This window comes from Streptomyces sp. NBC_01445, from assembly GCF_035918235.1.
In the GTDB taxonomy this organism is placed as follows: domain Bacteria; phylum Actinomycetota; class Actinomycetes; order Streptomycetales; family Streptomycetaceae; genus Streptomyces.
This window is the reverse complement of record NZ_CP109485.1, coordinates 3,194,314-3,207,217: the sequence shown is the minus strand read 5'-3', so window position 1 is coordinate 3,207,217 and position 12,904 is coordinate 3,194,314. Positions and strand designations below refer to the sequence as shown.

Here is a 12,904-nt window from a genome sequence, read left to right as displayed (position 1 = left end):
CATTCCTCGCCGGATCGGACCCGTCGCCGAACCGGCCGGTGAACCTCAGACGAAATTGATGCGCTTCTCCGTGACCGGGTACCCGGCCTTCGTGAAGTTCGCCGCCATCGGGAAGTTCCCGTCGTCCGTCGCCCCGGCGATGAACTCGGCGCCCTGCTCCACCAGGATGTGCGTCGACTCGACCAGCAGGTCGTACGCGTATCCGTGGCCGCGCTGCTCCGGGACCACGCCGATGAACCCGATGCACGGCCCGCCGGGGTTGTGGGCGGGGATGTGCAGGCCGACCAACTCGCCCTGCGGCGTGTACGCCAGCTGCCACCACTCGCGCGGTGACGGGCACCAGTGGAAGAAGTCCAGTTCCTCCTGCGCTGCCGTGTCGAGGCCCGACTCCTCGATGGCGCGGCGCGCGTGCGCGTCGAGCGTCGCCGAGTGGACCCGGCGCAGCACGTCGAGGATCACCTCGTCGTCGGGTTCGGCCCGGAACTCCAGGCGGCCGGGGCGCTCCGGCAGGCCGTTCTCGGGCGTCCACCGGTAGCGCAGCCGCTCCACGAGCAGCTTCTTGCCGGCCCGCGTGACCGCCTCCATCCGCGCCTCGGCGGCCGCCCGCGTCCGCGGGTCCTCACGCCAGCCCGCGGGCAGGATCAGCTCGTACTCGACGTCGAACGGGGCCTGCCGCAGCAGTTCGGCGCCCGCCTCGATGTCGTCCTCCAGGACGTCGAACCAGTTCAGGTTCACCGGTTCCGTGTCGTCCTTGCCGCCCCACCAGGCGGCTCGCGCGACCACGCGCCCCTCCCGCAGGGCGACCCAGGTCCACTCGGGGCGGTAGTCGCCGCCCTCGGTGACGGTGCGATATCCGACGCCGGTGATGACGCGGCCGACCAGGCCCGGATCCTCGAACGTACGGAAAAGCGGAACGTCTTCCTCGGTCAGGGCGCGGACGACCGGACGGGTGTCGTCGTGTGCCGGGTGCGGGCTTCCGTGCGGTGCAGCAGTCAAGAAATCTCCTGGTCCAGGCGAACGCGCCGGGTGGCGGTCCGGGCTGCCGAACGTAGCAGCGGGCCCGCGCCGGGCGCGCCCGGTTTTCCGCACACTCCGTCAAACCACCGTCCTTGCTGGTCAAGGCCGTACGGGGGCGGGCTGAACTTCGCCGTTTTCTGGACACCTCGGCCGCGCTGCCGGACAATCACGTACGTGACCTCCTCGTTCGAGCACCATACGTACCCCGCGCGGCTGTCCGACGCCGAGCGCGACAGGGCGTTGCGGGAGCTCCGAGAGGGCGCCGCACTGGGCAGGCTGTCGCACGACACATTCGTACGGCGCATGGAGCTGGCACTCGCCGCCCGCCGGTCCGACGAACTCGCCGCGCTCACCGCCGATCTGCACACCGAGAGCCGCTGGTCCCGCGCGGTCTTCGGCACCGTGGCGGCGGTCTCCGGCTTCACGGTGCGGCTGCGCGGGGCGTGGCAGCGCGAGCGGCTCCCGAAGCTGCAGCTGCCGTCGCCGAACAACCCCTACCCGCTGCGCATCGGGCGTGACCCGGCCAACGGACTGCGCCTCAGCCACGAGACGGTCTCCCGGGTGCACGCCGAACTGAGCAGGCAGGGCGGCATGTGGGTGCTGCGCGACCTCGGCTCCACCAACGGCACGTCCGTCAACGGGCGGCGGGTGGTCGGCGCGGCGGTCGTCCAGGACGGCGACCAGGTCGGCTTCGGACGGATGTCGTTCCGGCTGTCCGCCGACTAGCTGTCGAGCAACCCCGGTCGGGGCAGGGGGCGTTCGCGTTCAGTCCCCCGCCGCGCGCGTGTGCCGTACCGCCGCGACAGTCGTACGCGACTGGTGCTCGACCTGGTGCTCCAGCGGCACCCAGCGCGCACTGAACCGCTCCGCGAACGCGTCGCACCAGTGGGTCACCAGTTGCTCAAGACGCTCCGTGTCCGGGTCGTCGGCCTCCTTCAGGACCCGCAGGAGCATCGCGGCCGCCCGCAGCGGCAGCCGTCTGGAGAACGCGTCGATGCTCCCCACGTACGCCATCGTCGCGTCCGGCGGCGGCGGTTTCAGCCAGTCGTGCGCGAGGCCCGGCACCAGCGCGACGGCCCAGCGCGCCGCCCGCATCAGCGGCCCGTCCACCTCGGGAAGCCGCGGCAGCGCCGACTGGAGGATCTCCTCCACGAGGAGTGTGTCCCGGCTCAGCCGCAACGCCAGGCGCCGCAGCGCCCGGTCGGGGGCGGGGTGCGGCGCCGGATCGTCCACGAGGTCGCTCGCCCACATCGGGACCTCGACGATCGCCGTGCGGCCTCCGTAGCGGTGGGCGTGGTGCCAGGTGCTGTGCCGGGCGTCGTCCGGCAGGCTGGGGAACGCGGCCTCGGCGCCGGGCTCGGGCATCACATGGACGCCGGGCCCCGTCGCGGGCCAGCCCGCCGCGTCCGACGCCCCCGTCTCCACCGGGATGTGCAGCTCCGCCGCCGACTTGGCGAACGGCTCCGCGAGCCCCGGTATGTCCCGTGTCAGCTGCACCCAGCTGCCGCCCAGATCGGTGCCGTGCAGGGACACCTGGAGAAAGGGGCGCAGCTCGTCGATGACCCCGGTCAGGGCCCGCGTCTCGGGCGGCAGCCGGTCGGGCGGCAGCACGGAGGGCGACCACTCGGGCTGCTCGGGGCCCGCTGGGCGGAAGAAGTGCCGGTGGTAGTCGAGCAGGGTGCGCGGCGCGGGGGTGCGGTGCAGATCCGCGCCGTCGGGGTCGGCGCACAGCAGGAAGTGCCAGGAGCAGTCGGTGCGTAACTCCCGCTCCATCAGGGCCCGTTCGGCCAGGCGCAGTAGAGTGGAGCCACCGGCCGGCTCGTTCGCGTGGGCGCCTGCGACCACGAGCACCGCGCGGTGGTCGTGCCCCACCGACAACAGGTGCAGCGGCCGGCCCGCGCGTGAGGTCCCGACCTGGCGTAGAACGCACAGGTCGGGTCGGTGAGACGCCAGCTCCCGTGCTGACTGGACCAGTTCGGCCACATTCGGGTAGCGCTGCTCCGTCAGGTGACTCACCCCCGTTGGTGCTCCCCGCGTCGCATCCCGCAGTACCCCACGCTGCGCGGCACCTGTCAAGAAGGCGGCATCGGGTGCCTCACCGCTGGTGCGGCCCGGGCCCGCCGGGGCGAGGAAGGTCCAGCCGACGGCCTCGGAGAGCAGCTTGATCACACGCGGCCCGAAAACGCCGCCGGTACTCATCAGTTGACGGGTGCGCGCCACGAGGAGCACAACCGGAGGCCGGCTGAACGACTCCTGTCCGCGCGCGCCGCCCGTGAACTGCCTCCGGACGCCCTCCTCAGCCGACCGGTGCCCGCACCAGGAGCGCCACCGGCAGCCGGTCGAACAGGTCCTCCACGCGTGCGTGGCCGGTGAACTCCCGTCCCGGGGCGAGCAGGTCGACCCAGCGGCCCTCCGGGAGCGGCAGTTCCGTGTCACGCCAGCCGCCGGTCTCCGCGAGGCGCAGGGACAGCCGGGTCACGGCGGCGACGGCCTCCCCGGAGCGTGCGAACGCCACACAGTGCGCGGCGCCCGCCCCCCGGGCGGACAGCGGATCGTACGTCGACTCGCCGCCGAACCACTCCGGGTGCGCCCGGCGCAGCCGCAGCGCGGCGACGGTGAGCGCCAGTTTCTCGTCGGACAGATCGAGGGGCACGGACCCCTCACCGGAGTTCAGCAAGTTCAGGTCGAAGCGGGCCGGCGCACGGTTGTCCGGATCCACCAGTGCCCGGTACTCCCGCTCCGTCCCCTGGTAGACGTCCGGCACCCCCGGCATCGTCAGATGGGCGAGAGCGGCCCCCAGGACGTTCGCCCGCACATGGGGCCGCAACGAGTCCGCGAACGCGGCGACGGCCTCCCTGGGCGGCCCGCACGGTCCCGCCGCCACGAAGTCGCGTACCGCCTTCTCGTAGTCCGCGTCCGGCTCGGTCCAGCTCGTGTGCAGCCCCGCCTCGCGCACATGCTTGAGCATCGCGTCCTGGAGCCGCTCGCCGTCCTGGTGGCCGAACCCGACCGCCGTCTGCCAGGCCGCCCAGGCGAGTTGCGCATCGGGCGAGCTCGCGCGGCCCTCGCGCGCGGTCCGCTCGGTGACCTCCGCGAGCAGATCGGCCCAACGCCCGGGACACTGCGTGAGCACGGAGATCCCCGCCCGCACATCGGCGCTCCGCTTGGTGTCGTGCGTCGACAACACGGTGCCCGTGTACGGCCAGTCGCGCTGCACGCGCGCGCAGTACGCGTGGAACGACTCCGGGTCCACAGCGGGGCGCTGCGGCGTACCGCCGACCTCCGTCGCGGACAGCAGGGGCGCGTGCCGGTAGAACGCCGTGTCCTCGACCGCCTTGGCCCTCAGCGCGGACGCCGTCTGCGCGAACCGCGCCCGGAACGCGCCGTGTTCGGGCCCCGACCCGCGCTTCCCGAGTGCCAGATCCCGCACGGTGTCCACCGCCTTGGCCTCCTCGGCGACGGTGAACACCGCCTTCGCGTCCTCGGCGTCCTCGGGCGTGAGGACGCTCTCGGGGTCCGCGCCCCCGGTCGCGTACGGCCGGTACACGTCGAGGCGGACCAGGAGTTCGCGTACGGCGGCGCGCAGGGCCCACGGGGCGTGGTCGCGCAGGGCCGCGTCGGCGGCGCACAACCTGACCGCCTCGCGCGTGAGGCGGTCCACCTCGGCCGCCAGCTCGTGCGTGACGACCTTGTACGCCGCGCGGCGCGCCGTGGCGTCCCAGTCGCCGCCCCGGTCGGCGGGCGCCGCCGTGAAGCGCCGGAACAGGCCGAGCAGTTCGTCCGCGCCCGACGGGTCGGTGAACAGGCCGTCGATCCGGCGCAGCGCGTCGTAGCCCGTCGTGCCTGCCACCGGCCAGGCGGCGGGCAGCTGCTCGTCCTCACCGAGGATCTTCTCGACGACGGTCCAGCGCCCGCCGGCCGCGTCGGCGAGGTCCTTCAGGTAGGCGCCGGGGTCCGCGAGGCCGTCGGGGTGGTCGACGCGCAGCCCGTCGAGGACGCCCTCGCGCAGCAGCTGGACGATCTTCTCGTGGGTGGCGTCGAACACCTCCCGGTTCTCCACGCGGACCCCGATGAGGTCCGAAATGGTGAAGAAGCGCCGGAGGTTGAGCTCGGTGCGGGCCAGACGCCACCAGCCGAGCCGGTACCACTGCGCGTCGAGCAGCTCGGGAAGGGGCAGCGTCTCCGTGCCCTCGCGCAGCGGGAACGCGTGCTCGTAGTAGCGCAGCACACGGCCGTCCACCTCCAGGTGGTCCAGCTCGTGGCTCAGCCGGTGGCCGAGCACGGGCAGCAGAACCCGCCCGCCCTGCGCCTCCCAGTCGATGTCGAACCAGTGCGCGTAAGCGGAGTGCGGCCCGTCCCGCAGTACCTCCTGGAGGGGCCGGTTGAGTCCGGCCGCCGCCGCCATGTGGTTGGGCACGATGTCGGCGATCAGGCCGAGCCCGTGCTCCCGCGCCGTCCGCGCGAGCGCCCGCAGCCCGGCCTCGCCGCCCAGCTCGTCCCGCACGCGCGCGTGGTCCACGACGTCGTACCCGTGCGTGGAACCGGGCACGGCCTCCAGGACCGGCGACAGATGCAGGTGCGAGACGCCCAGTGAGGCCAGATACGGGACGGCTCCGGCGGCGGCGGCGAACGGGAACGCCGGCTGGAGCTGCATCCGGTACGTGGCCGTGGGCGGGGCGGGGACCTCGCCCTCGTGATGGTCCGGTGTCATGCGCGTCATGCGAAGCTACGTACCCGCCCAGGCGTCTTTCGTGTCATCGCCGCATGCGTATGTCACCGGCGCCGTCGATAGTTTCGAACGATGGCACAGGCAGCGGGCGGAACGTCGGCGACATACCGCGAGGTGCTCGGGGCGACCGGGGTACTGCTCCCGGTGATCTCGTTCTTGGGGCGGCTGCCGGTGGCGGTGATCCAGTTCGGCAGCGTCCTGCTGATCACCAGGACGAGCGGTTCCCTCGCCACTGGAGGGACCGTGGCCTGCGCGCTCGCGCTCGGACAGGTGGCCATGGGGCCCGTCGTCGGCCGGCTCGCCGACCGGCGCGGTCAGCGGAGCGTCGTGCTGTGCTGCTCGCTGCTGAACGCCGTCGCGATCGCCTGCTACACGCTCGGCGCCCTCGCGGGGCCGTCCACGCCGCTCTTGGTGGCGCTCGGCGTGCTCGCCGGAGCCACGGTGCCGGGGATCGGCCCGCTGGCCAGGGCCCGGGGCGTCGCGCTCGTCCGCCGAGGGGGTGCGGACGAGCGCGTCGTGAACACCGTGCTGTCGCTGGAGAGCACCATGGACGAGCTGTCGTTCGTCCTCGGGCCCGCACTGATCGGCGTCGCGTCCTTCGTCGGCCACCCCGCGTACGCGTTCGGGGCCGCCGCTCTCCTGGTCGCCGCCTGCGGCACGGCGTTCGCGCTGCACCCGACTGCGACCGCGGTCCGGCCCGCGGGGGCGCCCACCCCCAAGGAGCCGCGCGCCCGGCGACCCCGCATGCCGCGCGAGGTCCGGCTCGTGCGCCTCGGCCTCGTCCTCCTCGGCATCCTTCTCGGCGGCTGCGGGGCCGGGATCACGGCGCTCACCCAGAAGCTCGGCCAGGAGGACCAGGCGGGCCTCGTCTACGCCGCCATGGGCGTCATGAGCGCCGTCGTCGGCCTGTCCATGGCGGCCGTGCCGGAGCGCTTCGGGCTCGCGCTGCGCTGGCGCGTCGCCACTGCGGCAGCCGCGCTCCTGTCCCTCCTGCTGATCGGCACGCAGAGCATGCCGGGCCTCTATGTGGCGGTGACCGTGTTCGGCGCCGTCTTCGCGCCGAACCTGATCACCGGCTTCGGACTCACCGAACGCGCCGTGCCGGGCGAACGTCTCGCCGAGGGCATGACGTTCGCCGCGAGCGCCTTCGTCGGCGGGCAGGCGGTCACGCTCGCCGTGGCGGGCCGCCTCGCCGAGTCCCACGGCCCCGCCGCGGCTTTCACCGTGGGCAGCGTCGCCGCGGCCCTCGCGTTCGGCGTCGCACTCCTCGTAAAGGCCCCGGCGGAACCACGCGTCACGCCGGCCGCTGCAGCACCGTCAGGCTCCGGTCGAGGAGCGTGAGGCGGTCACCGGCCTTTACCTTCGCGCCGGTCCCGTGGGGCACGCCTTCGGGCAGCGCCGTGTCCACGACGACCTCCCACTGCCGGCCGTGGTTGACCGGCACGAGGAACTCCAACGCGTCGGGCGACGCGTTGAACAGCAGCAGGAACGAGTCGTCCGAGATGCGCTCGCCCCGGGGGCCCGGCTCCGAGATCGCGTGCCCGTTCAGGAACACCGACAGGGCCCGCGCCTGCGCCGCGCCCCAGTCGTCCCGCGTCATCTCCTCGCCCTCCGGAGTGAACCAGGCGATGTCGCTCAGCTCGTCGTGGGTGCCCTCGACCGGCCGCCCGTGGAAGAAGCGGCGCCTGCGGAACACCGGGTGGTCACGCCGGAGCCGCGCCATCGCGCGCGTGAACGCCAGCAGGGCGTCCTGCTCGCCGTCCTCGGGCCAGCGCACCCAGGCCAGCTCGCTGTCCAGGCAGTAGGCGTTGTTGTTGCCGTTCTGCGTGCGCCCCAGCTCGTCCCCGTGGCTGAGCATCGGCACGCCCTGGGAGAGCATCAGCGTCGCGATGAAGTTGCGGATCTGACGGCTCCGCAGGCCGAGCACTCCGGGGTCGTCGCTGTCGCCCTCCACACCGCAGTTCCACGACCGGTTGTGGCTCTCCCCGTCGCGGTTGCCCTCGCCGTTCGCTTCGTTGTGCTTCTCGTTGTACGAGACCAGGTCGCGCAGGGTGAAGCCGTCGTGGCACGTGACGAAGTTGATGGAGGCGAGCGGGCGGCGGCCGTCGTCCTGGTAGAGGTCGGACGAGCCGGTCAGCCGCCCGGCGAACTCGGCGAGGGTGCGCGGCTCGCCCCGCCACAGGTCTCGGACGGTGTCCCGGTACTTGCCGTTCCACTCCGTCCACAGCGGCGGGAAGTTGCCCACCTGGTAGCCGCCCTCGCCGACGTCCCACGGCTCGGCGATCAGCTTCACCTGGGAGACCACCGGGTCCTGCTGCACCAGGTCGAAGAACGACGACAGCCGGTCCACCTCGTGGAACTGCCGCGCCAGCGTGGCCGCCAGGTCGAAGCGGAACCCGTCCACGTGCATCTCGGTGACCCAGTAGCGCAGCGAGTCCATGATCATCTGTAGGACGTGCGGCGACCGCATGAGCAGCGAGTTCCCGGTGCCCGTCGTGTCCATGTAGTAGCGGCGGTCGTCCGCGAGGCGGTAGTACGAGGCGTTGTCCAGGCCCCTGAAGGACAGCGTCGGGCCCAGATGGTTGCCCTCCGCCGTGTGGTTGTAGACGACGTCGAGGATGACCTCGATCCCGGCCTCGTGCAGTGCCCGTACGGCCGACTTGAACTCCAGGACCTGCTGCCCGCGGTCGCCCCAGGAGGCGTAGGCGTTGTGGGGGGCGAAGAAGCCGATGGTGTTGTAGCCCCAGTAGTTGTTCAGGCCCATCTCCACCAGGCGGTGGTCGTTGACGAACTGATGGACCGGCATCAGTTCGAGCGCCGTCACGCCAAGCTCCGTGAGGTGATCCAGGATCGCCGGGTGGGCGAGCGCCGCGTAGGTGCCGCGCAGCTCGTCCGGGAGGGCCGGGTGCGTCATCGTGAGGCCCTTCACATGGGCCTCGTAGATCACCGTGTGGTGGTACTCGGTGCGCGGCGGACGGTCGTCGCCCCAGTCGAAGTAGGGGTTGACCACGACCGACGTCATCGTGTGCGGCGCCGAGTCCAGGTCGTTGCGCTTGTCGGGCGACCCGAAGGGATACCCGTACACCGCCTCGCCCCAGTCGATCCGGCCGCTGATCGCCTTCGCGTACGGGTCGAGGAGCAGCTTCGAGGAGTTGCACCGCCGGCCCCGCTCCGGGGTGTACGGGCCGTGCGCGCGGAAGCCGTACCGCTGGCCCGGCATGATGCCGGGCAGGTACGCGTGCCGCACAAAGGCGTCGGACTCCCGCAGCTCCACCGCGGTCTCCGACCCGTCGTCGTGCAGCAGACACAGCTCTATGCGCCGGGCGGCCTCCGAGAAGACCGCGAAGTTGGTGCCGGCGCCGTCGTAAGTGGCACCGAGTGGATACGCCTGTCCAGGCCAGACCTGCATGGGTACGACTCTTCCACTTCCGGCCCGGATGCCCCGGGCGACTTAGGCGAGAGTCTTCCCGAAAGTGACGGAACCACCTAGGAATTGGGCCCCTCTTACAGGAAGACCACGCATACCCGTCGCCCACAGGTGGGGCCGCGGGGACAACAGGGGGAAGATGTGCGAGAGCTCGCAAGACGCCATCTGGGGAAAATGATGGCGGGAGCGGCCGTCGCGGCCGCGGCGACCGCCGTGCTGCTGGGCGTGACCCTGCCGGGGGAGGCGGGCGCGGGCGACCAGGCCAAGGCCGGCTCCGCCCAGCAGGACGCGATCCCGAAGGACGGCGTGATGGAGGCCGCGCCGAAGGAGGGCGAGAAGGGCATCGGCAGGGACCCGCTCACCGACGACGAGATCAAGCGTGCCGAACAGCTCGCCGTCGCGAGCAACGGACTGCGCAGGAGCGCGCGGGACGTCGAGGGCGACCGGGGGCCGCAGCACCTGTCCACGAACCTCAGCGAGGTGGACCCGACGCAGAGCGGCCCGCAGGCGGCCGAGCGCCGCGCCGAGGTCGTCTACTACGACTACAAGGCCGACACGGTCGTGACCAGGACCGTGAACCTCGACAGCGGCAAGGTCGAGAACACCGACACGGCGCACGGCGTGCAGCCGCCGCCGAGCCCCGGCGAGCTGCGGGAGGCCACCGAGCTCCTCATCGCGGACCCGCTCGGCGCCGGCCTGAAGAAGGACTACAAGGACGCCACCGGCAAGCAGCTCACGGGCACGGACCAGCTGGAGCTGAGCGGCATGGTCTTCCGCAAGGAGACCGTCGCCCACGTCCCGTCCGGCCTCACCGCCTGCGGCGAGCACCGGTGCCTGCGCGTCGTCACCAAGGTCAGGAACGGGCCGTGGATCGACACGCGCGCCCTGGTCGTCGACCTCAGCGCGCGCACCGTCGGCCGCCTCGGCTGAGTCCCTCACGCCCGCCTCTCCTCCTGCTTGAAGGAGTCATTCCGTATGCACCTCACCAGACTTCGGCGCGCCCGCGCCCGGGCCGCAGTCGCCCTCACGTCCCTCGCCCTGCTCGGCACCGCCGTCAGCGCCGCGGGCCCCGCCACCGCCGCCCCGCAGGCGCCCGCCGCCGCGGCCCCGGCCTGCAGCACCGCGTACAAGATCGAGCAGGTCCTCGACGGGGGCACGACCTGGCGCATGTGCTGGCACTACAACACGCTGTCCGGGCTCGTCCTCGACAACGTCAGCTACCAGCCCAAGGACGAGCCCAAGCCGATCGCCGTCCTCACCAGCGCCCGCCTCGCGCAGGTCCATGTCCCCTACGACGACGGTGAGAACGAGTACGACGACGTCACCGGCACCGACTTCGGGTACGCCCTGCAGAACCTGAAGCCCGGCGAGTGCCCCGGCGGCACCATCAAGACCGTCAAGGTGCCCGACCGGGGCAACGTGCAGGGCCTGTGCACCACCACGCGCGCGCGTGGGCACGCGTACCGGCTCAACGACGACGAGAGCACCGGCGGCAGCGGCAAGGTCTACACCGCCCAGGGCAAGGACCTCCTCGTCTACACGGTCAACAAGGCGTCCTGGTACGAGTACATCACCGAGTGGCGGTTCTCCTCCGACGGGACGATCACGTCGAACGTCGGCGCGACCGGCAGCCTCTCCCCGTACGACTACAACGGCACGGACGGCAAGGGCTGGCCGATCGGCAAGGGCGCCCGCGCCTATGCCGAGAGCCACGCCCACAACGTCTTCTGGCGGCTCAACTTCGGCCTCGACGGCTCCCCCAAGAACAAGGTCGAGCAGTACGACTCCAAGGTCACCGCGCCGAGCGGCAGCGGCAGCCCCACCACGAAGACCACCCGCACCCCCGTCACCAAGGAACTCGCCGGTGACGCCAAGGACATGCGCTGGTGGCGGGTCGTCAGCACCGCGGGCAAGAACAAGGACGGCCACCCCAGGTCCTACGAGTTCGTGCCCGGCCGCACAGCCAAGTTCCCCGGCCGCTCGTTCACCAAGCACGACGTGTACTTCACCGAGTACAAGAAGTGCGAGCAGTACGCGAGCGACAACCCGGCCGGGCACTGCGGAGGCGCCAGCGTCGACAAGTGGGTCGGCGGACAGACGCTCACGCACCCGATCACCTGGGTCAACATCGGGTTCCACCACATCGCCCGGGACGAGGACCAGCAGCCGATGCCGGTCCACTGGCAGGGCTTCTCACTGGCCCCCAGGGACGTGACCGCTATGAATCCGCTCACTCCCGCCGACCTCGCGGACCAGAACGGCGTGCCCAGAAACGGTAGTTGAGAAACTACCCTGCCCATCCGGCTGCACCGCCGACCGCTCCCGGAGTACCCTTCCTTGATCGTTGCTGGGGAGTGCTCGGGGGAGCGGAAGGCGGTGCGTGGGTGAGCTCGGGTGGGCTGGAGCTGCCCCCTGGTGACGCAGGTCACGAGGGGAGCTCCGCTGACGTCCCGCCCGGAGCGGTGTCCTTGGCACGGCCGATGGACATGGGATCCCAGATCGGACCGGAGTCGGAGTTCGCCTGGGGCGCCGACGCCTGGAGCGAGGTCCGTACGCGCGCGCAGCGGGCCGGCCGCGCCTACATCTGGCTGAACCTGGTCGAACAGCGGCTGCGGGCCGTCGTGGCCGCAGTGCTGCGCCCCATCTACGAACCCGTCCACGGCGACGACTGGGTCGTGGCCGCCGCCGGGCCCGCCGGGCAGGAGTGGGTCCAGCGGGCCGTCGCCGTGCGCGAGGTCAGCCGCCGCAAGGGCTATCTGCTCGACCCGGCCGACGACAACGTCCTCAGCTTCCTCACCCTGCCGCAGCTGCGCGAGCTGATGGTCCAGCACTGGCCCTGCTTCGAGCCCTACTTCGACGACCGCCGCGACGTCGAACTCGCCCTCGACGAGCTCGAGGTCACGCGGAACGTCGTCTCGCGCAACCGCGCCCTGTCCGAGGCCGTCCTCGCCCAGGCCGAGCGCGCGTCCGGGCGGCTCCTGGAGATGCTGGGCGCGGGCTCCGACGTGCCGTCCGCCCGCAGGCTCCCCGTCGACGCCGTCGAGGAGCTCGTCGGCGACCGGTACGCCGACGTCGTGGGCGTGCACCCGGACCGGGTACGGCTTCTTCGCCAGTTCCCGGCCGAGGACATCTTCGGTGGCGCGCGCCGCCTCGACGCCATCGGCATAGGCCTGAACATGCTGGTGCAGAACTTCTCGGGCCGCCGCCTCGTCCGGCTCGCCGAGTCCGGCTGCCGGGTGCGGCTGCTCTTCCTCAACCCCGCCTCCAGCGCCGTCAAGCGCAGGGAGCGCGAGCTGGGTCTCAAGCGCGGCGAGCTGAGCCGCGCCGTCGAGATGAACATCCTGCACATGCGCCGGGTGCGGGCCCGGCTGCGCGACCCGGGCGCGTTCGAGATCCAGGTCTACGACGAGACGCCACGGTTCACCGCGTATCTGGTCGACGGTGACGGGTCGGACGGCGTCGGGGTCGTCCAGTCGTACCTGCGCCGGGCCAGGGGCATGGAGGCGCCGGTCCTCGTGCTGCGCGGGCCCGGACGCGTGGTGAAGGCGAACAGTCCCCGCGACGGGGAGGAAGTCGGACTTTTCTCCACGTATCGCGAAGAATTCGAGCTGGCCTGGGCGGACGCCCGGCCCGTGTCCTGACCCCGCCGCACGGCGGGAAGCGGAACGCCCCCGGCCCGTTGTCAGTGCCCCATGTCATCGTGGTGGCCACTGGGGAGACACGGGGACGCA

General features: G+C 71.9%; 9 protein-coding genes. 5 read left to right on the top strand and 4 right to left on the bottom strand.

Annotated features, from left to right (window positions below):
* Positions 1-45: 45 nt before the first annotated feature.
* Positions 46-996, bottom strand: coding sequence for a GNAT family N-acetyltransferase (locus tag OG574_RS14660; RefSeq protein ID WP_326773606.1), 951 nt, complete (start codon positions 994-996; stop codon positions 46-48).
* Positions 997-1,191: 195 nt separating this feature from the next.
* On the opposite strand from OG574_RS14660, the gene OG574_RS14655 reads away from it, so the two are divergent.
* Positions 1,192-1,743 (top strand): DUF1707 and FHA domain-containing protein, encoded by a 552-nt coding sequence (locus tag OG574_RS14655; RefSeq protein ID WP_326773605.1) that lies wholly within the window; start codon positions 1,192-1,194, stop codon positions 1,741-1,743.
* A 39-nt stretch (positions 1,744-1,782) separates the two neighbouring features.
* Here OG574_RS14655 and OG574_RS14650 read toward each other — a convergent pair whose 3' ends face one another.
* Both OG574_RS14650 and treY read right to left on the bottom strand, forming a co-directional pair.
* Positions 1,783-3,033 (bottom strand): M14 family zinc carboxypeptidase, encoded by a 1,251-nt coding sequence (locus tag OG574_RS14650; RefSeq protein ID WP_326773604.1) that lies wholly within the window; start codon positions 3,031-3,033, stop codon positions 1,783-1,785.
* Positions 3,034-3,313: 280 nt separating this feature from the next.
* Positions 3,314-5,728 (bottom strand): malto-oligosyltrehalose synthase, encoded by a 2,415-nt coding sequence (treY, locus tag OG574_RS14645; protein WP_326778488.1) that lies wholly within the window; start codon positions 5,726-5,728, stop codon positions 3,314-3,316.
* Positions 5,729-5,818: 90 nt separating this feature from the next.
* On the opposite strand from treY, the gene OG574_RS14640 reads away from it, so the two are divergent.
* The gene (locus OG574_RS14640; RefSeq protein WP_326773603.1) at positions 5,819-7,087 is read left to right on the top strand and encodes an MFS transporter; all 1,269 of its coding nucleotides are present in this window, start codon (positions 5,819-5,821) and stop codon (positions 7,085-7,087) included.
* Here the strand turns inward: OG574_RS14640 and glgX are convergent.
* Positions 7,041-9,155 carry a glycogen debranching protein GlgX gene (gene glgX / locus OG574_RS14635; RefSeq protein ID WP_326773602.1) on the bottom strand — a complete coding sequence of 705 codons (2,115 nt, stop codon included), beginning with the start codon at positions 9,153-9,155 and terminating at the stop codon, positions 7,041-7,043. The genes OG574_RS14640 and glgX overlap by 47 nt on opposite strands.
* Positions 9,156-9,314: 159 nt before the next feature.
* On the opposite strand from glgX, the gene OG574_RS14630 reads away from it, so the two are divergent.
* The 3 genes from OG574_RS14630 to OG574_RS14620 all read left to right on the top strand — a co-directional run bounded on the left by OG574_RS14630 (position 9,315) and on the right by OG574_RS14620 (position 12,814).
* Positions 9,315-10,103, top strand: a complete 789-nt coding sequence (locus OG574_RS14630; protein ID WP_326773601.1) for a Tat pathway signal sequence domain protein — start codon at positions 9,315-9,317, stop codon at positions 10,101-10,103.
* A gap of 45 nt (positions 10,104-10,148) precedes the next feature.
* A complete protein-coding gene (locus OG574_RS14625; protein ID WP_326773600.1) occupies positions 10,149-11,456 on the top strand; it encodes a copper amine oxidase in 1,308 nt (435 codons plus the stop codon).
* 101 nt (positions 11,457-11,557) lie between these two features.
* Positions 11,558-12,814, top strand: coding sequence for an SAV2148 family HEPN domain-containing protein (locus OG574_RS14620; RefSeq protein ID WP_326773599.1), 1,257 nt, complete (start codon positions 11,558-11,560; stop codon positions 12,812-12,814).
* The last annotated feature ends 90 nt before the right edge of the window (positions 12,815-12,904 follow it).

Coding starts and splice junctions, on each gene's coding strand:
- treY (WP_326778488.1), bottom strand. CDS start 5,728: ATGACACCGGACCATCACGAGGGCGAGGTCCCCGCCCCGCCCACGGCC.
- OG574_RS14640 (WP_326773603.1), top strand. CDS start 5,819: ATGGCACAGGCAGCGGGCGGAACGTCGGCGACATACCGCGAGGTGCTC.
- glgX (WP_326773602.1), bottom strand. CDS start 9,155: ATGCAGGTCTGGCCTGGACAGGCGTATCCACTCGGTGCCACTTACGAC.
- OG574_RS14625 (WP_326773600.1), top strand. CDS start 10,149: ATGCACCTCACCAGACTTCGGCGCGCCCGCGCCCGGGCCGCAGTCGCC.